The following is a 24,794-nucleotide window of genomic DNA, read 5'->3' as shown; positions in this document are numbered from 1 at the left end:
CGACTTGAAAAAAACAAACTATGTGAAGTAATGTAAAAAAAATTGCATTTGTTTCGTAGTAAGGACTTCAGTCCTTATTAGAGGACTAAAGTCCTCACTACAAACCTTTAATTATTTACACCATTCTACTTAGCATCTAAATTATCTAATTGATAAACTGCTAAATTTGCTATTTTTACAGTTAATTTTGTGAGCTACTACAATCATTGCCGAATTTTAATTATGAGAGTTTCTTGTTCACTTTGAAGCGATCGCCACTAAACGTAGTCTTAAATACAGATACAGTACAAAAAAAGTGTTTATCCTGGATTAACATCTATCTAAAGAGATAAATATTGTCGTCTGCCCAATTTTATCTTATAAATGAAAAATTACTCGGAAACTCTCACAGGTAAGTAGTTACCTCTGGTTTTTCTGTTCCCCATTCCCCTCCGGCTGACGCTCACGGCAAAGCCTGCTCTAAAGGATGAAATATTGGATCACGAAGTTAGTCATCTTAGTAGTATTATTGTCTAATTTAATACTAAATTTTGATTACGCAGTAGCCAGCCAGCTTACTGCTCCTGATGTGCAGCAATTCAACGTAATTGCAGAAATTGAGAACTTTGGCAGACAGAGAAAGGAAGATTTTTCTCGATGGCGTGAGGTGATTAAAGCTACAGATAAACTAGAGGGACTGTTCACACTTTATAGCAGTGAGGAATCAGGCAAGGTTTACTTAGAAATTAAACCAGAGCAACTGAATCAAAACTACTTGGCTACGGTAACCTTAGAATCTGGTATTGGGGAAAGTGGTATTTATAGTGGACTACCACTGAATGATTTTCTTTTTTACTTCCGGCGAGTCAATCATAATTTGCACTTTGTGGTGCGTAATGTAAAATTTCGTACACAACCTAGTGAACCAGAACAGCGATCGCTTGAGCGTTCATTTAGCGATTCTGTGCTATTTTCGCTACCAATAGAGAGAGTTAATCCTGACAATCAAAATATGATTATTGATCTGGATCATCTGCTCATGCAGGATTTTCCCGGATTAACACCTTTATTAAAATACTCATTGCAGGCTGATTACCGCCTAGATAATAGCAAGTCATATTTTGGTGGTATTAACAGCTTTGCAGAGAATCTAGAAATTGATGCAATTTACGGTTTTTCCTCACAAGATCCAGCACATTTAATTACCTTACCTGATAGTCGGTCACTGAGTCTAAAAGTACACTACAGCTTTTCCCTACTGAGAGAAAACAATAATTATATTCCTCGACTTGCCGATGACCGAGTAGGATATTTTATTACCGCCTTCCAAAATTTTGCTGATCACAACGCTCCAGAATTATTTGTCAGATATATTAATCGGTGGCATCTAGAACCATCCAACCCTGATGCACCTTTGTCTCCACCCAAAAAGCCGATAGTATTTTGGATTGAAAATGCTGTACCTTTATCGTACCGTGATGCCATTCGTGAAGGCGTTTTGATGTGGAATCAAGCATTTGAAAAAGCAGGATTCCAAAATGCCATCGAAGTGCGACAAATGCCAGATGATGCTGATTGGCAACCCGCAGATATCCGCTACAACACTATTCGGTGGTTTAATTCTGTGGATGCAGGTTTTGCGAGAGGGCCAATGCGCGTCAACCCCTTCACTGGGGAAATATTGGATGCAGATATCATCGTCGATGCCAATATGGTGCGCTCAATTCAGCATGAATATCATGCCATGATGGAAACACATACACCGACAAACCAGTGTCACAGTTCTATATCTGCAAAAGACAGACAAAATTTACTAGCAGACAGTGAAATTTGCTATGGCATGGAGTCTACAGAACAAGCAGCAATGGGAGCGCTAGCATTATCACTTTTGCAAAACACTACACCGAGTAGTGAAGTCATGCAGGAGTATATACATCAATATTTACGTTCCTTGATTGCCCATGAAGTCGGACATACCCTCGGTTTACGTCACAACTTTCATGGCAGCAGTATGTTAGCACCCGCAGATTTAAATAATCCGCAAATTACCCACACCAAAGGGTTAGTAAGTTCAGTCATGGACTATTTACCCGTGAATATAGCACCACAGGGAATCCAGCAAGGCGATTATTTTCCAGAGATTATTGGCCCTTATGATGAATGGGCGATTATGTATGGTTATAAACCCAACTCAAATCTAGAAATAGAAAAAAGCTTTTTAGAACAAATCGCCTTAGCCTCGCCTCAACCCGAATTATCTTATGCCACGGATGAAGATATTTGGGATATTAATCCTTTAGCAAATCTTTGGGATATGAGTAGCGATGTCTTGCTGTATTCCCAATGGCAAATGGATAATGCCCGTGTAATGTGGCAAAAGCTTGATCAGCATTATCTCCCACCAGGAGAAAGTTATAGCCACCTGCGCGACTTATTTAATAAAATACTCAAATATTATTTTCGTAACGCTAACTTGATTGTTCAATATATTGGCGGACAATCATTTCAACGTTTGCATGTCAGTGATGATCCTTCATGGGCATTTGTACCTGTTACCCTGGCGGAACAACGTCAAGCATTAGCCAAATTACAAGAGTATGTGTTTGCCGAAGATGCTTTTAATTTTTCATCGCAATTACTAAATCAACTAGCACCATCCCGTTGGCAACATTGGGGTAGCTTAGTTCCCCAGAACCGTCTAGATTATCCCATTCACGAAAGAATTATCAGATTTCAAAGCCAAATATTACATTCATTACTAGACAGCGATCGCCTAAATCGGTTAAGAGATATAGAATTTAAAAGCCAACCTGGACAAGCACTCTCTATGCCAGAATTATTCGACACCCTACAACAAAGCATCTGGACAGAAGTTATAACCCCAGATACACCAAAATTAATTTCTAGTCTCCGCCGTTCATTGCAACAAGAACATTTAGACATTTTGCTAGAAATTATCAAGCATCCCACAGATACAACCAACGATAGTCAAACCCTTGCTTGGTACCAATTGCACCAACTGCAAAAAGCCATCGATGCCCAACTTCAACAATTTCGAGAACAACTTGATATTTACACCATAGCCCACCTAGAATTTACAAGCGATCGCATCAGCAAAACATTCAAAGAATAAGGTTTGCGCCTTTCTGCGCTCCTTAGCGCGCCAGTTGCTACAAGTCGGGGAACCCGCCCAACGCACTGGCTTGACTTTGCGTGAGATATAATCCTCTATCAAAAACCTTCCAACCCCACCGCCACCTCATCAGCGAGTAACTTTTCCGCTGCCTCCAACATCAAGCCAGCAATATCCCGCAAATCTTCCCGATTATTTAAATAAGTTTGCAAAGCCGTGCGAGGATCAATACTACTACTAGCAGTCAACTCAGGAATACGTGGCCGAGCCAACTGACTCACTAATTCTGCTTGAATAGTATAGTTGTGCGCTGGACTTAAAGCAGCATGGATAGCAGCAGTATCAATCGTATCCATTTGTTCTGATCGCAGTTTATAAATTAACCGTACCACCGCATCTTCAAGATTATGTTTAGCGATCGCCTTCATTAAAACAGCTTGCGGCTCATCTGTTTTAGAAACATCCACATCAATTGTCCGAAACACCCGCACCTCTAAAGGACAAAATTCCCAATTAGCACTACCCCTCGCCAGTTCGATGATCACATAGCCCTTGTCTTCTTTTTCCTCGCTAAAATCCACCCGTTCAATACTTCCGGGATAAATTACAGGCGGGTTATTAGATTTATTTAAATTTTGGTGGCGATGCACATGTCCTAACGCTACATAATCAAAACAAGGCCGAATCAGCAAAGACAAAGGTAGAGTAAACCCTTTACCCACAGCTAAAAAGCGTTCGGCTCCTAAAGTTGCATTATCAGCCATCAAATGCGCCAAAAGCACAGTTGGTACATCAGGATCAAGACGGCGAATTTCTCCTTCTAAAACAACTTGTAGGCGATCGGTTAACAGTTGATTGACTTCCGCTAAAGACAAACTTTCAGTTTCCTGACGAGTCATCAAAGTTGAACGGGTAAGCCAAGGGAGGGTAATTACTTGCACCTTACCATTGCGAGTATTGATGTTGTGCGTGGTTAACGTATCACCTACAACAAAACCCCTAACTCCCAAGGTGCGGTAAATATTTAAACTTGCGCCTCCCATTCCTTGGGAATGTTGGTCATGGTTCCCTACCAATAGCACTGTAGGGATATCTGCATCAACTAGCCGTCGAAACTGACTGGCAAAAGCTTCTTGCACATATGGCGGTGGGGTAGCATCTGGGAAAGCATCACCACCGAAGATTACTAAATCCACTGGATCTGTTAACGCCCGGTCAATACATCGAGACAAGGTATTGACAAAATCTTCTAAGCGTGTATTTAAACCTGTGGCTGGATTCATGCGTCCGTGGGAGAAACCGCTTCCCATATGGATGTCAGATAAGTGAAGGATTTTAATCATGCTGGCTCAGATCTAACATACTTAAGACTTACGCCACGATAACGTAATTTTGGGATGGTGAGGTAATAGAGGACTTCAAACTAAATAAATGTCCAATCACTGGGTAAGCAGGGGAGCAGGGGAGCAGGGAGCAGGGGGGAGAAAGACAACCTTGCATCCCAGTAAATTGGATAATTTAATTTCTGGAAGTTCCTAGCCCTAACTCTTTATTACCAAAAAATCCCACAGCTAAGAATCTAAAACTAACCTAATCGCCTCTAGCCTCTAAATATTTAACCCCAATTTATGAATAAGTACTAGCATATTTACTAAGATACTTTACGCTATTTTAAGTTTTACCGTACTTTTATAGATATTTATACGGTAACTGATAATCTTATAAAATCATAAAAAACAAGGATTTTATTAAAAATGAATAACTCAAAACTTCCCAACCAACTTGGTGTATCTATGGCTATGGGTGCTTTAATCATGTTGACCAGTGTCAGCATCATTGCCATCATGAATTTTTTCTAGCTATAACTAGAAATTAAAATTGCTCATTTTAGTACACAAATCTTTACAAAACCCTGCTTAATTATGAGTGGGGTTTTGGTTTTGGTTGGCTTGGGGCTTCTATTTAGTTTGGTAAGGTAAAACTTGGTATCGTGTTCAAGCTGGTTCGAGTTTTTCTGCCATATCAAAATCAGCAATAGATTCATTGATATTAGCCAACTGAAAATGAACCATACCCCTTTGCACATAAGTTTAGGGTCATGGGGACGGTTGGAAATAATATCATGCCAACGGGCAGATTTTTATTATCAAAACTGAATTGAGTTGATTAATTTAAATTTTTAATTGTCCCATAAACTCATTAATGCGTGTAGTTCAGGGTCGTGTGATCCTGATAGTTGATGCTGTAACTCTAATATTTGTTGCTTTAATACTTCAGATGCATAAATCATATTAGATGTTTGGGCAATTTTTAATTGATTTTCTTTGATTCTAATTTTTCTTAATAGTTCATCTACAGCATTAATTGAGTCATAATCTTGAGAAATCATCGCCTTACACCCATTTGAGATATAAAGTTAAATTTGCGAAATCTAAATTATCTCGCTTCAGTGAAATTTTACGTAAAAATTATACATTCAATTGACTCAGACTGGTGGAAAACAAAAAGTGAATTTACTTAATCTTGATACCGAAAGATTCACTAGTCAACACAAAACATTAATCTATAAGTGGGTGATCATTTTTCCAAGACACAGGAGTGATTCGATTGGTTCAGCCACCAGATCTCCAGGAAACTTCCTCGATGCAGCCAATTCAGCGGGTACTAGGAAGTTTAAGCACTTACCGATGGACTTCGATGGGAGCATTAGTTAGCCTTTTGCTTTTAACAGCGGCTAATGCACTGACTCCCCAATTGTTTCGCTGGGGAATAGATCAAGGTATTGTCAATAAAAACTTACAAATTGTATTCTACAGCGCTGCTTGGTTGGTAGTAGCGGCGATCGCCCGTGGTTTATTTAACTTTGGGCAAAGTTATTTAGCAGAAACGGCGTCTCAAGGTGTAGCCTATCAACTGCGTAACCAGATTTTCAGTAAAATTCAACATCTCAGTTTTAGCTATCATGACCAATCACAGACTTCACAATTACTTACCCGTGTAACTAGTGATATTGAGCAGATTCGCACATTTGTGGGTACGAGCTTGATTCAAGTCATCAGTGGAGTTGTAACTTTAGTTACTGTCGCCATAGTTTTGCTGGTGATGAACTGGCAACTGGCGCTGATTTCACTGACAGTAGTACCAATGACTGCATGGTTGATGGCACAATTTCTCATCCGCAATACTACGTTATTTGGGCAGATACAAGAACGACTCAGTGAACTTAATGCCGTATTGCAAGAAAACTTATTAGGGGTCAGGGTAGTCAAAGCTTTTGTGCGGGAACCAGTGGAAACTACACGTTACACGAACCTTAACGATAGCCTGATTAAAGCCAACATGAAAACGATTCAGGCTATCCGCAATACCTTCCCGTTTATTTTTTTGCTGAGTAATTTGGTCACGTTGGCAGTGTTTGCCTTTGGCGGCGCACAGGTAATAGGTGGTACCTTCTCCATTGGTGAACTAGTAGCATTTAATTCCTATCTCACCTTAATTTTGCAACCAATATTATTAATTGGATTTGCCGCCCCTTCCATCGCCCAAGCCATAGCTTCTGCGGAACGGGTTTATGAAATTGTCGATGCTGAAGTGGAAATCCGCGATCGCCCCAATGCTATCCCATTTAGAACCTGTGGTGGCAGAATCACATTTGAGAACGTTTGTTTTCGCTATCCAGGAGCCACAACTGAAGCTTTAACTAGAGTTTCCTTTGAAACGAAACCCAATGAATTAATCGCCGTTTTAGGCATGACAGCTTCAGGAAAAAGCACCATCATGAATTTGATTCCCCGCTTTTACGATGTCACCCACGGGGCGGTTCGCATTGATGGCCGAGATATCAGGGATTTTACCCTTAAAAGTCTCAGGTCGAGAATTGGCATTGTCTTTCAGGAAACCACTCTGTTTTCTGGTACTATTCGGGAAAATATCGCCTATGCCGAACCGAATGCCAGTCTAGAAGCAGTTATAGAAGCGGCGAAAACTGCACAAATTCACGATTTTATTAATAGCTTACCCGATGGCTACGAAACCATTGTTGGGGAACGAGGCGTAGGTTTATCTGGTGGACAGAAACAAAGAATTGCGATCGCCCGTACCTTACTCACCGATTACAGTATTTTAATTTTGGATGATAGTACCTCAGCCGTAGATGCCAAAACCGCTGCCGAAATTCAAGCCGCGTTGGATGACTTGATGTATCGCAAAGCTTGTACAACCTTTGTGGTGGCTCAACGTATTAGCACTGTCAAAACCGCCGACCGAATTTTTCTCCTTGATAAAGGTCGATTAATCGCCCAAGGAACCCATGAAGAATTAATGCAAACCAGTCCTTTGTATGGTGTAATTCTGGAATCTCAAGTAATAAAAACCCCCAATCTAGATGGATTCGCAGAACCTAATTTCCCATCGAAAATTTAAAATCTCACATCCAAAATCATATGAGAGGCACAGTTCCCATCGTTGCATCTGAGCAAACACCGAGTCACCAACTCTCGACTCTGGGGCGCTTGTTACAATATCTGCGACCCTATAAAAAAGAAATTCCCTTTGCTATCTCATTAGTCATGGTCGGTGCTGCTACCCAAGCCATCGGGCCGTTTTTGCTGGGTTGGTCAGTTGATAACCTAATTGCCCCAGGTAATCTATCTGGACTGCTACTATTATTGGGATTACTGGCGCTAATTTACTTCATCGGTATCTGGGCAATCCGGGGGCAAATTATCCGCGTGGGCTGGATTGTACAACGAGTTTTAGCACAATTACGCCAAGATATTTTTACTAAAATCCAAAGTTTACCACTCAGCTTTTTTGACCGCAGTGAAGCCGGTGATTTAATGAGTCGCCTGCTCAATGATGTGAATACGGTGAATCAAGCCTTTGGACAAACAATTCCCCAAATGCTGGGTAATACTTTCAGTTTGGTGGGTATTGTCATAGCCATGCTGGCCATTAATTTACAACTTGGCTTGTTAAGTAACTTAGTTATACCCTTAATGATTGTCATCACCAGCTTGTTTGCGCGTTGGGCGAGAGCGAGATTTCGGGTTACACGACAAACCATTGGGGAGTTATCCGCCAAATTAGAAGAAGACATTGGGAGTGTGCGGGAAGCACAAGCATTTAATCGTGTACAAATGAACATTGAAGAATTTGATATTCTCAATGCTGCCAATCGTGATGCTAATGTCGAGGCTGTGGCCATTACCTCGGCATTTTTGCCGTCAATCGATTTTCTCAACACCTTAACCACTGGCGGCGTGCTGGCTTATGGTGGCTATCTCGCCGTTACGGGAGCAGCTACGGTGGGTGTAGTTACATCTTTTTTACTTTATATTCAGTTGTTCTTTCGACCTATTCAGATTCTCAGTCAGTTTTATACTCAATCCCAGTCAGCCTTTGCTGGTTTAGAGCGCATATTTCTCCTTTTAGATGAAACCTCCCACCTCAACGATGCGCCTGATGCGACACAAATGCCACCGATTCAAGGGGAAGTTACATTTAACAACGTCAATTTTGGCTATAAGCCCAATCAACTTGTTCTCAAACAAGTGAACTTACACGCTTATCCAGGACAAATGGTGGCTTTAGTAGGAGCAACGGGATCGGGAAAAAGTACAATTATTAATTTGATTTTACGCTTCTATGATGTATCTAGCGGGGCAATAAAAATAGATGGTATTGATGTAAGAAGTGTGACTCAAGCTAGCTTGCGCCGTCAAATTGGTATTGTGCTGCAAGATAATATTTTGTTTAGCGGTACTGTGGCGGAAAATATTGCTTTTGGCGCGCCTGATGCTACCCAAGCCGAAATTGAAGCGGCGGCACAACTGGCTAATGTACATGATTTTATTACCTCACTGCCACAGGGATACGCCACTCAATTAGGGGAAAGGGGTGCGCCTCTGAGTCAAGGACAGCGACAACTGGTGAGTATTGCTCGTGCAGTATTGATTAATCCTCGGATTCTGATTCTCGATGAAGCAACTAGTAGTATTGATACCAGAACAGAATTACTAGTACAAGAAGCGATCGCTCGTTTGCTCAAAAATCGTACTAGCTTTGTTATTGCTCATAGACTAAGTACAGTTACCCAAGCCGATCAGGTGTTGGTGATTCAGCAAGGACAAGTGGTTGAACAAGGTACTCATGCAGAACTGATTCATCAACAAGGAGTATATGCAAATCTCTATGCCCTACATCTGGGTGCAACAACTACTTAATGCCAATTTTAGATTATGGAATACCCGCTTGTTGGAAAATTTGTTCTGGTGTAATTTGCAACTCTGGCAAGAGAGAATCTGCTAAACTATCTCCTCCAGTTTTTGTTTGCGGTCTGGTGTCAGGATAAAAAACTGTCACAGTTTTCGCTTTTGCATCCACAACCCAAACTCGTATCACCCCCGCATCTAGGTAATCTGTGGCTTTAGCGCTCATTTGTCCAAAGCTTTGGTCAGGTGAGATAATTTCAATGGCTAAGTCTGGCGGTATGGGACAAGGTTCATCTTCTATGACATCACTGGAAAGGCGAGAGTAAGAGATATAAAGTAAGTCTGGCACGGGAACCCAATCACGGCCTTGGCGTTTTAAAGTTATTGCCCATTCGATACCAACTTCGCCACGATTTTGCGCCCACAGTACAAGAAATTGACTAATAGTAAGGGTTAATCGTGAATGGAATCTTTTTGGTGCCATTTTGGGTTTTGCTTCTCCATTAACTAATTCGTATGTGATGTCATCCAAAGGTATGGCCAGAAATTCTTGTAGGGTAAGTTGAGGTTTAAGTTGAGTCATGGCATGAGCGTAGCTTAGGAATGTGGATTTAATAAAATACAGAACCTCACCCCCAACCCCTCTCCTTGGTAAGGAGAGGGGAGACTTTGACGCAAGTCAAAGACGGGGTGAGGTCAAAAACTAGACTTGCATGTTATTTAATTCATATTCCTTACAGTGGGTTTATCTCTATTGTGATCGAGAATAAGTAAGCTATCAATTGATTGAGAAGATGCAATTAATTTTATACAGCAAGCCGGGATGTCATTTGTGTGAAGGTTTGCAGGAGAAGTTAGAACAAATCACCAATCTCAGTTTTGAGTTGGAAGTTCGGGATATTACGACTCGTGAAGATTGGTTTTTGGCGTATCAGTATGAAGTGCCTGTGCTTTATTTAGCAAACCACAAAGGCTCTGAGGACACAGAGAATGAGGTGATTGAGGAGCGTTTACCGCGTCCTTCTCCTCGTGCTAGTGTGCAGCAGTTGGCGCAAATGTTGGCTAAGTATTTAACCAATTAGGAAAAAATAATGCAGAATAAGCGCAAGAGAATTGTGTGATGAGGTTCACTACATGAAATTGCGGGAATTATTAGCTGCGTTAGATAATGTTGACTGTTCGGGTGTGCCTGATGTGGAAATTCAGGGTCTGAAGACCAATTCCCATGCTTGTAGTCTGGGTGATTTGTTTATTGGGATGCCTGGTACGCGGGTAGATGGTGGAGATTTTTGGCCCAGTGCGATCGCATCGGGGGCTGTGGCGTCAGTTGTTTCTGTGGAAGCGCTACAAAAAAATCCCCCTACGAATGAGGCTGTTGTCATGAGTGCGGCGGATATGACTAAAGCCTGCGCCCAGTTAGCAGGGGCTTTTTACGGCTATCCTGGTCAAAAATTGAAGTTGGTTGGTGTGACTGGTACTAATGGCAAAACTACGACTACTCACTTAATTGAGTTTCTGCTGAGTCAGGTAAATTTGCCGACGGCTTTGATGGGAACTCTCTACACACGTTGGCCTGGTTTTGAGGAAACGGCTATTCACACTACTCCCTTTGCGGTGGAACTCCAACAGCAGTTAGCCGCAGCTGTAGATGCTGGTTGTGAGTTCGGAGTGATGGAAGTTAGTTCTCATGCTTTGGCACAAGGTCGGGTGTTGGGTTGTACTTTTGAAGTGGGTGTTTTCAGTAATCTTACTCAAGACCACCTGGATTATCACAGCGATATGGAGGATTATTTTGCCGCCAAGGCGTTGTTGTTTAGTCCTGATTATCTCAAGGGTCGGGCGATAATTAATGCTGATGATGCTTATGGTCAGCGCTTGATTGCATCCTTAAGTCCAGAACGCGTTTGGAGTTACAGTGTCAACGATCGCAACGCTGATTTATGGATGAGTAATTTAAGTTATGAACCCAATGGTGTCAGCGGTATGTTGCATACACCAAAAGGTGAAGTGGCTTTTCGTTCACCTCTGGTGGGACAATACAATTTAGAAAATCTCTTGGCGGCTGTGGGTGCAGTTTTACACTTGGGGCTAGATTTACAGTTGGTGGCTACAGCCATATCTGAGTTTCCTGGGGTTCCCGGACGCATGGAACGAGTACAAATTAGCCCCGACCAAGATATCAGTGTGATTGTCGATTATGCCCACACACCAGATAGTTTGGAAAATTTACTCAAAGCTGCACGGCCGTTTATTCCTGGGAAGATGATTTGCGTGTTTGGCTGTGGAGGCGATCGCGATCGCACTAAGCGCCCAAAAATGGGTAAAATCGCTGCTGATTTAGCTGACGTGGCTGTGGTGACTTCGGATAATCCCCGCACCGAAGACCCAGAACGAATTTTGCAAGATGTTTTGTCAGGAATACCTGATAATATCCAACCCACGGTGATTTGCGATCGCGCCACAGCTATTCGGACTGCCATTTTACAAGCAAAACCAGGTGATGGGGTTTTATTAGCTGGAAAGGGTCACGAAGATTACCAAATTCTCGGCACTGAAAAAATTCATTTTGACGACCGAGAACACGCAAGAGATGCTTTACAAGAAAAACTGAATATCCCCAATTAAAACCTGGTTAATTTTGCTAGTGGAGATGCAACACTTGTGTTTCTACTAGCTCAATTAATTATCATTCTAAAAATTTGGGCAATATCTCCATGCATTAGCGCCCCATTTTATGCCTAGATTCATCAAAATCTATCAATAGCAAGGGTTCTAATTTTTATTTGATAAGAGTAATAGCAAAGTATTAATCAATATATGTGTATTTTTATAACTCAGTGTGCTGTAATTTATAGGATAGAGCAGTCTCTATGCATCTGTTTATGTTTAAATTATCAGTACTTCTACTATAACTAACTATCCATAAGTTGAAATAGTATATAGTCAGTTTTCTTGTAATTCACTGCGCTACAAAATTATAGAGTCATGCAACTGTTAGATTTAACTTTTTCTAACTATTCCTGGTATCGTCGCCTCCGTGGGAAGACATGGTGGCAAGTGGAAATTCCTTTGTTTGATGGTAATAATACAGTTTGGGTAAATCACACCCCAGAATGTGATTGCTATATTATCAAAACAGAAAAATACTGAAAGTAAATTATTTTTAAATGACATCGGATAAATGAAGTCGAAATTTATCACACAGGTTGCTTTTTAAGCCTCACAAATAAAGGAAATCTCCGTATAAAAATCAACATTATACGTTGAGGATACTTCCTTTGATCCACCTTTTGAGGTAGGGTTTTTCATGATTTTGTCATAAAAATAACAAGTGGATATTTCCAGAATCTCTGAAAGTGGATTGAGATAACTTGGTATTTCAGCTTTCGTTGCTGGCCATGAGTCTTCGAGACAAAAAACCCAACCGGATGGTGATTATAGACATCAGATGAGGGGCGGAAAAACCAAGACTCGTATTTTCAAATACATAATTTATATTTTTTTTTGAATCTTTTTGTGCAAAAGGTACGGATAAGGGCGAGAATCGATGACATAACTATTTTTTCTTGTTTTTGTTGTGCTTGACTCATGAATGATTCTCAGCGTAAGAATCTGTCTGTTTATCGGCTGGCTTTGGGGGTGCATAAACCACCTCAAGTGTTGTCCCTCAATCTTGCTACTCTCTTATCACTGGTAAGGTCACATATAGACTTACTAGTTGAGCAGCAGATCACCGCTACTTTGTGGGTTAAGTTACCACCGGGCAAAATTTGGCACGCAGAATTATCGCGTTATCAGTCGGCGATGGGTGAATCTGGTGTTATCTATAATTGCCAAACTGGGAAAATAGGCAAATCAGGAGATAAGCAAGCATTTTCTGCCTCATCCCCTGATCATATCTGCATCCAATTACCAATAAATAGGCAATTGCAACGGGAATACTTTCTCATAGTGTTGTCACCCCAATTTTGTAGTTTAATTCTGGCCCATCGACCACTTAAAAGAAGCCAAACCCCAGGAACGGCAAAGGTTAATGTCCAGAAAAAACCGCCAATACTTGCTATTACTACCCATGAAGGCAGAATCATTCAGCCAATTGTCGATGGTATCAAACAAGCGATTGCGCGGGGCGCAGTGCCGGAGGCGATCGCACCAGAATCAGCCTTAATTTCACCTAGTAATTTTATTTGCCCCAGTGCATCCGAACCAGCACTGTTGAGTCAGTTGTTGATTCGACAACTCCAGCAACAGAATGAAATTAATCACTACATCTCAAATAAACGTATCATCAAGTTGCAGCAGCAAAATAATCAGCGACAAAACGACGAGCAACGTAAGGACGAATATTTACGTAGTGTGTGTCAAGAACTACGTACGCCTTTAACACATATGAAAACAGCACTATCGTTGTTAAATTCACCGAATCTCAAGCCCCCACAACGACAACGTTATTTACAGATGCTGAATACTCAGTGCGATCGCCAAAGTACTTTAATTACAGGATTATTGGATTTGGTAGATCTAGAGCATAATTTGGCAAAAACAGCTTTAGAGTTGGTAAACCTTGCAGATATTGTACCTGGGGTAGTAAGTACCTATCAGCCTGTAGCCCAAGAAAAAGGCATTATGCTAGCCTATAACTTACCCAATGAATTACCAGATGTTTGGTGTGTCATCGGTGGACTAAGACAGATAGTAATAAATTTGTTACATAACAGCATTAAGTTTACCCCCAATGGTGGTCAGGTATGGGTAAAGGCCCGTGTTCAAGGCGATTATGTGCAATTAGAATTTCGTGACACAGGCATTGGGATTAATGAAAACGAAATATCCAAAATCTTTGATTGCTTTTATCGAGTACGTTCAGGAATCACAGAAGATATGGGTGGTGCTGGCTTGGGTTTAACCATTGTCAAGCGATTGTTGTGGCGTTGTGGTGGTGCTATTTATGTTAAAAGCAAGGTGGATGAAGGGACTACTTTTATAGTGAATTTGCCCAGAGTCCGTAAAATACCAAGAGCGATCGCTTGAAAATAGAAACCAAAATCTAAAATTGTTTGACTTCAGACGCCTAATTTTTCCTTGCTACTGACTTCTAAGGGCAAAAAGATAGTTAACACTTCCCCGTAGTGTGGACGTTGACGGACAATCAGTTTGCCACCAATAGCTTGAAACAAATGCTTGGTTGCCGCAATATTTAAACTAATCGTACCTGTTTCTGGTTGAAACATGAGTAACTGACCAAGGGCCTTACGAATTGGCGGTGTTACGGATTGATTGGTGTCTTGGCAGTGGAGATGTGGAGATAATTGTAACTTCAGTTGGTCACCAGCCGGAATTACCTGCACTTGTATATGACTTCCCGGTGGTAGGCTACGAGTAAAATTCTCCATCAAACCAGTCAGTACCTGATCTAACATATTGGGATTGCTGACCACTGTTGGTAGTTGCTGTGGTAAAACCACATCTAAGGTCAAATTTCGCCGCTGGGCTGCTTGTTGCCAACGGGGAATACTCTGATGCAACACCTGATCTAATGACATCGGTGTCAGTTGAGTCTTAGAAGATTTCACCGAAGTAGAAGTTTCTAATTCTGCTGCCTTAAACAGTAACTCCATCCGATTAATTTGCTCGGTACATTCGTGATCGATGATTTCTAAGCGATTAGTAACGGTGGTTGGTAAGTCTCGTCGCTTCAGCAGTAGGCGAGTCAAAGTCCGAATAGTTGTCAAGGGTGTGCGAACTTCATGAGCAAAAGCTTGGAGTAGTTCTACATCGGGGACTGGTGACTGGTTACTGGCGACTGAGTAATGGGGATTAGGAAAGAAGGATTGATGATTTGGCTCAGTGTGCTGTTTGCCATCGCCAGTATTTTCTAATGTTTCTCTACTGGAGTAGGAACGACAAGCCGGATTTTCTGTACTCCAATCCCTAGTCTCTTCTGGTTCGGTCAATTCCTGAAGTAAAAACTGGCTAAACTGAACCACCATGCGGTAGTCTGGGGCGATGGGGTCATATTTTTGGACAATGTTATCCAGTTCCGCAAAAAATTCGGGGTTAGTTAGCATTACCCGCGCACCTAGCGATCGCCAGGCCTGCTGAACTACCTCTGGATCAAAAGAAAATGAAAATGCTTTGTGACCATTTTTGTCTTCTTTTAAAACCAGTACTAATCTAAATTTTTCTGTAAAAACCAAGCAAAATCGCTCTGTAGTCAGTGGATCAGCCGGTAGTAAAGGTAGGACTGACTCGTGGGGAACCATTTCTTCTGCCGCCGCAGCGATGGCCTCTGGCATATGAAATGGCATCAGCGCTAGGGGATTAAATGGCTTGGCCGTAAAAGTGACAGTTTGCAAGCTTTGAGTCAGTGTTGGCTGGCTAAATAGAGGTGCTGGTGCTGTTAGCACTAATCCTTGAGTTACATCAGGCGAAGCGGCTGCTAAAGTGTTCATTAACAGTTGCTCCGTTGCTGCTAGGCTGACACACCACTGCCGCTCGGCTTTGGTTGGTGAGCATTCAGCCCCAGTTGATTGACTTGCGGCTAAAACTTCACTCAGACTTGGCAATATCCATTGATACACAGGTTTTCACCCCTTGGCTGAAAAGCAACTGACAGCGTTTTTAAATAATTATCTTAATTACTACGAGGTTATAATTTTTTGTGTCCTGGCGACAGTGGTAGAACCGAACAGAATAGGTGCAATTTCCCCTGTGGTGAGTTGAAATTGAGCGATCGCCCAACATGGTGAGCAATTTATTTAAATTTTTCTGACATCACCCATAAATATGTCAAGACAAAGTATTTCATCAAGAGCTAGACATGATAAACTGATTGATTATAAAGTTACTCTTAGCAAAAGCATATTACCTAAATAAAGTCAATAACCTAAATCAAAAAATCACCTTGAAGATTTGGGCTAATCTTAAATTTCAAACTGCAATTCATGAAAAAATCAATGCAGTTATTTTCAGTATCTAAAATTACTTATTTATCAAAATATAAGGTTATGCTTCGATATTTGAGTCATGTCTATCAGTTATGCAATTGAGTCAGATGAAACCTAAAAATATCACTTGGTTATTTTTGTGATTTTTGCAGCTTTTTTAGATAATTAGTCTAAAAAAGAACCAGTTTAGAACCAGCCGCAATCCTTCTTGAGGCTGAATTTTGGGGAAATTTGTAATGCATAAGCTGGGTGTATGAATACTTTAATTTATAATTTATTAGTTAAAACATCAAGCTGTTGACTGCATACATATAGGAGTTTTAATTGATTGGTGAAAATCCAGAGACTGGAAAACCCCGTTTTATTTGAGAAATTAGGGTTATCGCCTTCATGAATGATTGATAATTGCTATATTAATTAACTTTGACATCATGAGTTACATAAAAATATGATTTTATCGTCAGAACTAGTTAAGAAGAAGTGCGCCCGTTCTACAATAAGTGAGGGGAGTGTCAAAACCCAAGACAAATTAGATGAATGCTGACAACTTTTTCAATCAAGGATTCCATAAACATTTGCAAGGCGACTATCAAGGAGCCATAGCAGATTATACCCAGGCGATTAATGTGCATCCTGACTGTGCGGAAGCCTATTACAACCGGGGTGCTATTTTTAGTTGTGAATTTAAAGATTATTACAGAGCGATCGCGGACTTTAATCGAGCAGTACAGAGTAATCCCCAGTTTGCAGAGGCATACTGCAACCGTGCCAATGCTCATTACTGTTTAGAAGATTTTGAGGAAGCGATCGCTGATTATCAACAGGCATTACAAATTAATCCTGGTTTGGCTGCATCCTACCACGGTCTGGGCAATACCTATCTGGCGCTGCAAGACTATGACAAAGCCATCGCCGCTTATCAACAAGCTATAGAAAATAGTACCGATTTAGCTACACATATTCATTTTGATATTGCCAAGGCATTCCACAATCGGGGTGTTGCTCGTTGCAATTGTGGGGATAATCAAGGAGCGATTACAGACTTTCAGCAAGCTTTGCAATGGCATCCCCATTTCGCCCCAGCTTACAGTAGTCGGGGTAATATCTATTATATTTTAGGAGAATATCAGCAAGCGATCGCCGATCATGATCGCGCTTTACAGTTAGATCCCAACTTCGCCGAAGCTTACCATAACCGGGGTAATGCCCGCTATGCTTTACAAGACCTCCAGGGTGCCATTGAAGACTATAATCACACAATAAAAATTAATCCTATCTTCTCGGCGGCTTATCACAATCGGGGCCTGGTTCATTCCACCCTCAAAGATTACGAGCAAGCACTAGCAGACTTTAACCAAGCGCTGCAATTAAATCCTGATGATGTACAAGCATATTATCAGCGGGGTTTGGTACGAGACACCCTAGGAGATTATCAAGGAGCGATCGCAGATTATAACCAGGCATTACAAGAAAACCCGACCTTAGATATAGTTTATGGCTTTCGGGCTAACGTTCTGCGGCGATTAGGAGATTACCAAGGAGCAATTGAGGATAGTAATCGGCTATTACAACTTAATCCTTGTCTAGCTGAAGGATACTGCGATCGCGCTACAGCTCGCCGCTGTTTAGGAGATTATCAAAAAGCGATTCAGGATTACGATCTAGCATTGCAGATCAATCCTAATTTAGCTGAAGCTTACTACGGCCGCGCCATTACCTACGAAATTCTCCAAGATTTTCTCGCAGCCATAGCCGATAATACCCAAGCAATCCGGCTGTCACCTAACTTTTCCCAAGCTTACTGCAACCGAGGTAATGCCCGCCGTTTTCTCGGAGATCGCAAAGGGGCAATGGCAGACTACAATCAAGCACTACAAATTAACCCTCATCTGATAGAAGCTCATTACAACCGGGGTTCTCTGCGCTATGCTCTGGAAGACTATGAAGGCGCAGTTGTTGACTATACTTCAGCCTTACAACTAAATCCCCAATCTGCTACCTTTTATAGCGATCGCGCCAATGCTCATTACGCTCTAGAAGACTATCAAAGAGCAACAGAAGATTACAATCAAGCACTAGCTATTGATCCCAGCCTAGCAGAAGATTGGTACAACCGAGGTCGTAGCCGTTCTATGCTGGGAGATTTAAAAGGTGCAGTGGCTGATTTGAACCAAGCCTTACAACGTCGGCCTTATTTAGCCTCAGCCTATATGTTGCGAGCTGATATCCGCCGAAAACTCAAAGACTATCAAGGCGCAATTGCTGATTTCCAAACATCTGCTGATATCCATCACCGAGAAGGAAATACACAGCATTATCAACAAATTCTCCAAGCGATCGCCCAGCTGCAAGAATACTCATATCTGGTACCAGAATGATTAGGGTTAGAGGCTAGGGGCTAGGGGCTAGATATCATCTTCCAGTCCCCATTGCCCCTTATACAGTTAAAAACAAACTGAAGCTTATGAAGTGTCCCCAGTCCCCAAACTACATCTGACGAACCAAAGGCTTACCGTCCTTAACTTCACCAACTAAAACTACATCTGCACAATTGACGAAAATCCCATTTTCCAAAACACCGGGAATATTATTTAGGGTTTTCTCTAGGTTCACGGGATCATCAATTGAGTCAAATCTGACATCTAATACAAAATTGCCTTGGTCTGTGATCACTGGCCCGGCTTTTTTCACACCCATACGTAATTCAGGTTTACCGCCGAGTTGTTTAATGGCATTGGTAACAGGGGTAATGGCCATGGGTATGACTTCCACCGGTACTGCAAATGTAGAACCCAAACGCTCCACTAACTTACCACTGTCTACCACGACGATGAATTGTGCTGCCAAGTAATCAACGACTTTTTCGCGGGTATGTGCTGCACCGCCGCCTTTGATCAAGTTTTTTTGGGGATCAACTTCATCAGCCCCATCAATGGCAATATCTATATGGTCAACAGCGTCTAAGGTTGTCAGAGGAACACCATATTCCTTCGCCAGTACTTCTGATTGAAAAGAAGTAGGAATACCCACAATATCTTTAAGTTCACCAGACTTGAGGCGATCGCCTAAAAATTGAATTGTATAGGCTGTAGTTGACCCTGTACCTAATCCGACAATTGAGCCTGATTTTACTAGCAGGGCGGCGGCTTTGCCAACTTCTTGCTTCATCAACTTTGTCGGGTCTGCTGTTGCGCTCATTTTTCCCAAAGCTCCTGAAATATCGACTAAATAGTCTATTACGGCCGACTATACTACATGATCACTAATTTCTTTTAACATCATTGCTAAACTATTTAAGTTTGATCGTGGGGCATTTACAAGTGAAATTAGCACTCATCATAATTTTGGTAGTTGTCGGGTTATTTTTGGTAATTGAAGTAGGATTACGATCGCTGTTTGGTTTTGGTAATCCACTGACTTACATTGCTGATGAGGAAATTGGTTATTTATTAGCCCCCAACCAGCGCACTCGCCGTTTTGGTAATCGCATTGTCATTAACGAGTATTCCATGAGAAGTATGGCAATTCAAAAAACACCTGCACTTTCTACACTACGAGTGCTAATTATCGGCGATTCTATTGCCAATGGTGGCTGGTGGACAGACCAGGATAATACAATATCCAGCTTGATGACCCGTTCTTTAAAATCATTAACTATTGGTAAATATAATGAAATAGAAGTGCTTAATGCTTCAGCAAATTCTTGGGGCCCCAGAAACGAATTAGCCTATTTACAAAGATTTGGCGACTTTAATGCTCAAATAGTAGTGTTATTAATTAATACCGATGATTTATTTGCTACGGCTCCCACCTCTTTACCTGTAGGACGCGATCGCAACTACCCAGATCAAAAACCTCTTTTAGCATTGGTGGAAGTGTGGCAACGGTATATTATCAAAACCCAAACGATTCCTGAACTGAAAGCAGTACATCAAGAACCAGGCGATCGCGTAGGAATTAACCTAGAAGCAATTAAGCAAATTCAAGCATTGACTCAAAAAAACAACAGTCAATTCTTGTTAGTCATGACTCCCTTATTGCGAGAAATTGGAGAACCAGGCCCCCGCGATTACGAAATTAAAGCACGTCAAAGACTGCTGGAATTTACCAAAGCACAGCAAATTACCTATATAGATTTTTTACCATTATTCAACTCAACCCCAAACCCTCAAGCCTTATACCAAGACAATATACATCTCAACTTGCCAGGAAATCAGTTTGTGCGCCAAATCATCGAGCGATCGCTTTTAGCAATTCTGGATGTTCCAACATCACAAAATGACTCCAAAGTCAATCAGTTATAGGATTAACCGGGGATTACCCTAGTCCTAAAGAGTATCCATAAACTGCTTTACCTTATCCAAGAGTGGCTGACATTCAATTCCTTTGGCCAACTCTTGGGCCTTGTTATAGCAAGATAGGGCTGATTTTTTGCGTTTTGTCGTAGCGTAAAGACTACCCATATTCAGCAGCGTGGAAATTTCTCCTAGATAATCATTAATTTCTTGAGAAACGGCGATCGCTTGCTTGTAATACTTGAGAGCCTGGCGGTTATTGGCGAGAATATTGTAGGTAAAACCAAGATTGTTTAACGTTGTCGCCTCACCAAAGCGATCGTTTATTGCCCGACGTGTCAACAAAACTTGATAGTAAAGCAATAGTGCTTTTTTAGGTTCTCCCAAATCACCATAAACAGAGGCAATATTATTCAACGTAGTAGCTTCGCCAAGCAAATTTTTAGCAGCTCGTTGAATTGGTAGTGCTGCTTGCAAAAATTCTAACGCTTGATCAAACTGTCCTAAGCTGCTGTAAGCAAAGCCAATGCCATTCAGTGTAGTTGCTTCACCCGAAAAGTCTCTGAGCAAGCGACGCATTGACAAAATTTGGAACTGTAATAAGAGCGATCGCTTTGGTTCTCCCAATTTGGTGTAAATTAGCGCCATATCATTGAGAGTAGAAGCTTCGCTGGGAATATCCTGTAATTTTCTGAAGATTTCCAATCCTTGGTCAAAAAACTTCAGTGCTTGCGAAAACTGCCCCAAACGGCTGTAGGTAGCACCCAGATTGCTCAGTGCAGTAGCTTCGGCGCGCTTTTCGCCTATTTCCACAGCCACCACAAGTGCTTGATGAAAACACTCTAATGCTTTTTGGGGTTGGCAAAAACTGAGATAAGCCAAACCGATATCGTTTAGGGTATGACCTTCTCTGGCTCGATCTTGAATTGTTCTGGCTAACTCTAAATTTTCGCTGGCAAAATTGAGATATTCTTGAAACCTACCCTGCTTGTAATAGCGGCTGGCTTCGTCACGACGTTGTTCCCACTCTTGCACTGGATTGAAAGCTTGCGTCATCTGACCTCGGTTGCACTCTGCGATGAATAGGCAGGTTATTTTTGGGAAGTCCCTTATTTAAGAGTTCCCAAATTTGAGTTAACCGTTATTGTCTACCTTTAGAAATAAAATGTAAATAGAGAAATATATCTCTAGACAGAAGACATGAGTAGAAAAACCTAGGAATGTGGTACATCAATCAAGCCACAGTCATGTTTTTGGCTAATTCCACTCCATAGCCCCCCAGCAAAAAATTTTGCACTTCATGTCATCAATTCTCACGCATCCAAAGTGCTAGTCCTCCACCACGTCCACGAGCGGCGATAAAATCTTCTGTAATTAAGAAGAACGCAAAAAAGGGTAGCTTCGCTATGGGTTGGGTGTAAAAATCCTCTGCCTGAACTTTACCAGAGCGAATTGGCCTGCTATAAACACCCCGACCAAACAAACTAATAAACATATGGTTAAAGTCAAACGCCAATAAATTTTTCTTACCCAGATATTGTGTTGGGCCCGTCAGCTTCAGCAACACTGGGCCCACTTGCACCTGATTAGCAATTTCGCCTTTATTTGCATCTGGTGTGACAGCAGCACTAAAAGAAATATGGATAGTAGCCAATTTGGGGACATAAAACCCCTTACCCAAAACAATACCGCCACGCTCTCTAGCTTTTTTAGTTCCAGTTGCAAAGCAAAGCCGCCATTGGCCCACAAGAGACTCAAAGTTATAATTCAGCCGTTGTTGCTTGGCCGCTTTTTCTGCTTGTAGTAAGGCCTTTACCACTACTTCCGCCCCAGTACGTGGGCTTCCTTGACCTCGATATGCAGCCACCGTTTGAGATAGCACAGGTACAAAATCGGGTGTAGTCGTGGAGGTAAAATCAACCATGAGAAAGTTATTTTGAATTAATCACAGTTTTCATTGTGATACGAAAAACATTGTTAAGTATATTTCCATGAAGTATTAGTGAAAAGAAAGGAAAGTTATAGCAGAATAAAGTGACAAGCTTTAATTAAAATTCTAGTTGCTAGCAGCTCGATAAATTGTCTTTGGTGTGGTTTGAGTAGAGTGCAACTCATAACTCGACTGACTGACCTTTGGACATTGCGAGGTGATAATCATGGATGCGAACAAACTCCTAGATCTTTATACGGCAGGAGAACGCAAATTTAATCAAGCAAATCTACATCAAGTCAATCTTTGTGGAGCAGACCTCAGAAATACAAACTTTTCGGAAACAGACCTGAGTGGAGCAGACCTCAGTCAAGCTAACTTAAGTGGATGTAACTTTAGCCGGGCAAATCTGACTGATGCTGATTTAAGTGGAGCTATATTGAATGGTGCCAATTTAAGCGAAATCAACTTGATTGGTGCTGATTTAACTGGAGTCAACCTAGAGGAAACTAACCTAAGTCGTGCCGATTTACGGGGTGCAAATTTAATCATGGCTAACTTGCAAGGAGCAAACCTCAGTGAAGCGGAAATGAGTGGGGCAGATTTAAGAAATGCTAATCTCAGGAAGGCCAACTTAATTGGTTGCAATATTAATGAAGCAGAACTCAGTGGCGCAGACTTCAAAGGAGCGATCGTTACAGAACAAGAAATGACTGGAGGAATATTGCATATAGGTTTATCCCATAAATGGATAACTTGGGCTGGTAGCTACTCCTATTCTTAAATCATCACATGATTTGGATTCAATACAAGTTTGAATAGGGGCAAAACGTCTGTTTTACCCCTATTGCATTTTTATTTTTATTTATCAGTATATAAATAGAACGACTTGAAAAAACTAACCTATGTAAAGTAATGTAAAAAAATTGCATTTATTTCGTAGTAAGGACTTCAGTCCTTATTAGAGGACTAAAGTCCTCACTACAAACCTTAATTATTTACACCATTCTACTTACTTTCCGTCTAAGTAAAGGGTTTTGCAAACTCAAAACTCTGCTAAAGTCCACTTTTCAATATGGTTGGAACCGCGCTAATCCTGAAATTATTACTACTAGCGCAGTGAGTCAATTAATTTTATCTTACTATCGTTTTTTAGTTTTAAGTAATACTGAGCTTGAAGGAGTTTTTTACTAAAATTAACAGGTAATAAAGAAAGAAGTAAAAGATAAATACCTCCGGGAGCAGCACGTTTAATTAAAGAGAAATTTTTAGAGAAATATATATTCCAAGCTTCTTTTTTTCTTCCTTGAAGGGCATAACTTTTGATTGCCAATGGTGCTAAATTTTTAAGCGCACACTTACGTGCATATTCACTTGATTCAGGTAGAGAGAGTGCCTCGATCATTGGATACATAAACTCAGCAATTTTGCAATCCTCTTTGTTAGAAACAGAGCTAGTAGTTGTAATCCTGTATTTAGATGTATATTTATTTAAAAAATAAAACTTATCAGAGTCCATCCCTAAGCGAATGCCAAAATCTTGATCGCAGGCATCACCTACAATATTTCTATCTCTGTATTTTATATTTTTTGCAGCTGCTGATAAAACCATATAGCCATTATTAGGAAACTGTTGTAATAATCCAGAAACTACAGCAGATGCTTGTAATCCTTCTACGTTAGCTGTCCGATAATAGCTTCTATTTAAATCTTCAGACTCTTGTAAAAGTATTTCTCCTAGCATTGAGATTATATATTGTTTTCCGAATGCTGCTGTTATTCCGGGTTCAATTTGCCAACATTTATCTAAATCAACTATGGCATTAGGAAGTAATAAATCATCATCATGCAACAAAACTAATCTATCACCTTGTGCCATATCAAAAAGCATATTTACGTTTCTGGCTTGACCTAATGGTGGTGTATTTCTTATATAATGTATTTTATGCTTTGCCGTTAACTGAAGGTTTTTTATAAGCTTCTCTGTATTGTTATTTTTAGAATCATCTCCAATTATTATTTCTATAGAATCATATTCTTGTAAAAAACATGATTCTAATGCTTCTTGAAGGAGAAAAGGTCTATCACAAGTAGGAATACAAATAGAAATAAGTTTGTTCATGAATTTAGAAAAAATCATTCATAAGAAAATTCTCATTTAATTAGTAATATACTTTTTTTAATAAAATAAACAAGCCAATCTGGCATATAATAAAAGCTATTTATTAGGGAAGCTCTTTTTATTACCAAAAGATAAGGTTTAAAGCCTCGCCCCTTGTGGGTGGTTTTTCTCCCCTG

18 protein-coding genes are annotated in these 24,794 nt (G+C 40.9%); 10 read left to right on the top strand and 8 right to left on the bottom strand.

The genetic code is table 11. The features are described from left to right. The first annotated feature begins 466 nt into the window (after positions 1-466). Positions 467-3,112, top strand: a complete 2,646-nt coding sequence (locus ACM0OS_RS03870) for a zinc-dependent metalloprotease (protein ID WP_414541840.1) — start codon at positions 467-469, stop codon at positions 3,110-3,112. Positions 3,113-3,210: 98 nt separating this feature from the next. Here the strand turns inward: ACM0OS_RS03870 and sbcD are convergent, their stop codons facing one another. Then, positions 3,211-4,455, bottom strand: a complete 1,245-nt coding sequence (gene sbcD, locus ACM0OS_RS03865) for an exonuclease subunit SbcD (RefSeq protein WP_414541839.1) — start codon at positions 4,453-4,455, stop codon at positions 3,211-3,213. Between the two features lie 836 nt (positions 4,456-5,291). Next, the gene (locus ACM0OS_RS03860; RefSeq protein ID WP_414541838.1) at positions 5,292-5,501 is read right to left on the bottom strand and encodes a hypothetical protein; all 210 of its coding nucleotides are present in this window, start codon (positions 5,499-5,501) and stop codon (positions 5,292-5,294) included. Between the two features lie 254 nt (positions 5,502-5,755). On the opposite strand from ACM0OS_RS03860, the gene ACM0OS_RS03855 reads away from it, so the two are divergent. Together ACM0OS_RS03855 and ACM0OS_RS03850 are read left to right on the top strand one after the other, a co-directional pair. After that, the gene (locus tag ACM0OS_RS03855) at positions 5,756-7,534 is read left to right on the top strand and encodes an ABC transporter ATP-binding protein (RefSeq protein ID WP_414541897.1); all 1,779 of its coding nucleotides are present in this window, start codon (positions 5,756-5,758) and stop codon (positions 7,532-7,534) included. 20 nt (positions 7,535-7,554) lie between these two features. After that, the gene (locus tag ACM0OS_RS03850) at positions 7,555-9,336 is read left to right on the top strand and encodes an ABC transporter ATP-binding protein (RefSeq protein WP_414541837.1); all 1,782 of its coding nucleotides are present in this window, start codon (positions 7,555-7,557) and stop codon (positions 9,334-9,336) included. A 13-nt stretch (positions 9,337-9,349) separates the two neighbouring features. On the opposite strand, the gene ACM0OS_RS03845 is transcribed toward ACM0OS_RS03850, so the two are convergent. Beyond that, a complete protein-coding gene (locus ACM0OS_RS03845) occupies positions 9,350-9,907 on the bottom strand; it encodes a Uma2 family endonuclease (protein WP_414541836.1) in 558 nt (185 codons plus the stop codon). Between the two features lie 211 nt (positions 9,908-10,118). Here ACM0OS_RS03845 and ACM0OS_RS03840 point away from each other — a divergent pair, with 211 nt between their 5' ends. The 4 genes from ACM0OS_RS03840 (at position 10,119) to ACM0OS_RS03825 (ending at position 14,355) form a co-directional block, all read left to right on the top strand. Continuing rightward, complete coding sequence (locus tag ACM0OS_RS03840) at positions 10,119-10,406, top strand: glutaredoxin family protein (RefSeq protein WP_414541835.1); 288 nt, start codon at positions 10,119-10,121, stop codon at positions 10,404-10,406. Positions 10,407-10,458: 52 nt separating this feature from the next. Further along, positions 10,459-11,949, top strand: coding sequence for a UDP-N-acetylmuramoyl-L-alanyl-D-glutamate--2,6-diaminopimelate ligase (locus tag ACM0OS_RS03835; protein ID WP_414541834.1), 1,491 nt, complete (start codon positions 10,459-10,461; stop codon positions 11,947-11,949). 360 nt (positions 11,950-12,309) lie between these two features. Continuing rightward, the gene (locus tag ACM0OS_RS03830) at positions 12,310-12,474 is read left to right on the top strand and encodes a hypothetical protein (RefSeq protein ID WP_414541833.1); all 165 of its coding nucleotides are present in this window, start codon (positions 12,310-12,312) and stop codon (positions 12,472-12,474) included. A gap of 438 nt (positions 12,475-12,912) precedes the next feature. Beyond that, positions 12,913-14,355, top strand: coding sequence for a DICT sensory domain-containing protein (locus ACM0OS_RS03825; protein WP_414541832.1), 1,443 nt, complete (start codon positions 12,913-12,915; stop codon positions 14,353-14,355). A 32-nt stretch (positions 14,356-14,387) separates the two neighbouring features. On the opposite strand, the gene ACM0OS_RS03820 is transcribed toward ACM0OS_RS03825, so the two are convergent. Next, complete coding sequence (locus tag ACM0OS_RS03820; RefSeq protein WP_414541831.1) at positions 14,388-15,905, bottom strand: sensor histidine kinase; 1,518 nt, start codon at positions 15,903-15,905, stop codon at positions 14,388-14,390. An 899-nt stretch (positions 15,906-16,804) separates the two neighbouring features. Between ACM0OS_RS03820 and ACM0OS_RS03815 the strand changes: the two genes are divergently transcribed. Then, positions 16,805-18,649 carry a tetratricopeptide repeat protein gene (locus tag ACM0OS_RS03815; RefSeq protein ID WP_414541830.1) on the top strand — a complete coding sequence of 615 codons (1,845 nt, stop codon included), beginning with the start codon at positions 16,805-16,807 and terminating at the stop codon, positions 18,647-18,649. A gap of 109 nt (positions 18,650-18,758) precedes the next feature. On the opposite strand, the gene rpiA is transcribed toward ACM0OS_RS03815, so the two are convergent. Further along, positions 18,759-19,469, bottom strand: coding sequence for a ribose-5-phosphate isomerase RpiA (gene rpiA / locus ACM0OS_RS03810; RefSeq protein ID WP_414541829.1), 711 nt, complete (start codon positions 19,467-19,469; stop codon positions 18,759-18,761). A gap of 122 nt (positions 19,470-19,591) precedes the next feature. Here rpiA and ACM0OS_RS03805 point away from each other — a divergent pair, with 122 nt between their 5' ends. Further along, the gene (locus tag ACM0OS_RS03805) at positions 19,592-20,575 is read left to right on the top strand and encodes an SGNH/GDSL hydrolase family protein (RefSeq protein WP_414541828.1); all 984 of its coding nucleotides are present in this window, start codon (positions 19,592-19,594) and stop codon (positions 20,573-20,575) included. A 24-nt stretch (positions 20,576-20,599) separates the two neighbouring features. Here ACM0OS_RS03805 and ACM0OS_RS03800 read toward each other — a convergent pair whose 3' ends face one another. Beyond that, positions 20,600-21,622: a tetratricopeptide repeat protein gene (locus tag ACM0OS_RS03800; RefSeq protein WP_414541827.1), complete on the bottom strand. Its 1,023-nt coding sequence runs from the start codon at positions 21,620-21,622 to the stop codon at positions 20,600-20,602. 250 nt (positions 21,623-21,872) lie between these two features. Then, positions 21,873-22,490, bottom strand: coding sequence for a hypothetical protein (locus ACM0OS_RS03795; protein WP_414541826.1), 618 nt, complete (start codon positions 22,488-22,490; stop codon positions 21,873-21,875). A 232-nt stretch (positions 22,491-22,722) separates the two neighbouring features. Between ACM0OS_RS03795 and ACM0OS_RS03790 the strand changes: the two genes are divergently transcribed. Continuing rightward, positions 22,723-23,280, top strand: a complete 558-nt coding sequence (locus ACM0OS_RS03790; protein ID WP_414541825.1) for a pentapeptide repeat-containing protein — start codon at positions 22,723-22,725, stop codon at positions 23,278-23,280. Positions 23,281-23,607: 327 nt separating this feature from the next. Here ACM0OS_RS03790 and ACM0OS_RS03785 read toward each other — a convergent pair whose 3' ends face one another. Beyond that, complete coding sequence (locus tag ACM0OS_RS03785) at positions 23,608-24,636, bottom strand: glycosyltransferase family 2 protein (RefSeq protein ID WP_414541824.1); 1,029 nt, start codon at positions 24,634-24,636, stop codon at positions 23,608-23,610. Between the last annotated feature and the right edge of the window lie 158 nt (positions 24,637-24,794).

The organism is Nostoc sp. CCY0012, assembly GCF_963920855.1.
In the GTDB taxonomy this organism is placed as follows: Bacteria; Cyanobacteriota; Cyanobacteriia; order Cyanobacteriales; family Nostocaceae; genus Cyanocohniella.
This window is presented reverse-complemented; position numbering and strand designations above follow the sequence as displayed.

Coding starts and splice junctions, on each gene's coding strand:
- ACM0OS_RS03870 (WP_414541840.1), top strand. CDS start 467: ATGAAATATTGGATCACGAAGTTAGTCATCTTAGTAGTATTATTGTCT.
- sbcD (WP_414541839.1), bottom strand. CDS start 4,455: ATGATTAAAATCCTTCACTTATCTGACATCCATATGGGAAGCGGTTTC.
- ACM0OS_RS03860 (WP_414541838.1), bottom strand. CDS start 5,501: ATGATTTCTCAAGATTATGACTCAATTAATGCTGTAGATGAACTATTA.
- ACM0OS_RS03855 (WP_414541897.1), top strand. CDS start 5,756: ATGCAGCCAATTCAGCGGGTACTAGGAAGTTTAAGCACTTACCGATGG.
- ACM0OS_RS03850 (WP_414541837.1), top strand. CDS start 7,555: ATGAGAGGCACAGTTCCCATCGTTGCATCTGAGCAAACACCGAGTCAC.
- ACM0OS_RS03845 (WP_414541836.1), bottom strand. CDS start 9,907: ATGACTCAACTTAAACCTCAACTTACCCTACAAGAATTTCTGGCCATA.
- ACM0OS_RS03840 (WP_414541835.1), top strand. CDS start 10,119: ATGCAATTAATTTTATACAGCAAGCCGGGATGTCATTTGTGTGAAGGT.
- ACM0OS_RS03835 (WP_414541834.1), top strand. CDS start 10,459: ATGAAATTGCGGGAATTATTAGCTGCGTTAGATAATGTTGACTGTTCG.
- ACM0OS_RS03830 (WP_414541833.1), top strand. CDS start 12,310: ATGCAACTGTTAGATTTAACTTTTTCTAACTATTCCTGGTATCGTCGC.
- ACM0OS_RS03825 (WP_414541832.1), top strand. CDS start 12,913: ATGAATGATTCTCAGCGTAAGAATCTGTCTGTTTATCGGCTGGCTTTG.
- ACM0OS_RS03815 (WP_414541830.1), top strand. CDS start 16,805: ATGAATGCTGACAACTTTTTCAATCAAGGATTCCATAAACATTTGCAA.
- rpiA (WP_414541829.1), bottom strand. CDS start 19,469: ATGAGCGCAACAGCAGACCCGACAAAGTTGATGAAGCAAGAAGTTGGC.
- ACM0OS_RS03800 (WP_414541827.1), bottom strand. CDS start 21,622: ATGACGCAAGCTTTCAATCCAGTGCAAGAGTGGGAACAACGTCGTGAC.
- ACM0OS_RS03795 (WP_414541826.1), bottom strand. CDS start 22,490: ATGGTTGATTTTACCTCCACGACTACACCCGATTTTGTACCTGTGCTA.
- ACM0OS_RS03790 (WP_414541825.1), top strand. CDS start 22,723: ATGGATGCGAACAAACTCCTAGATCTTTATACGGCAGGAGAACGCAAA.
- ACM0OS_RS03785 (WP_414541824.1), bottom strand. CDS start 24,636: ATGATTTTTTCTAAATTCATGAACAAACTTATTTCTATTTGTATTCCT.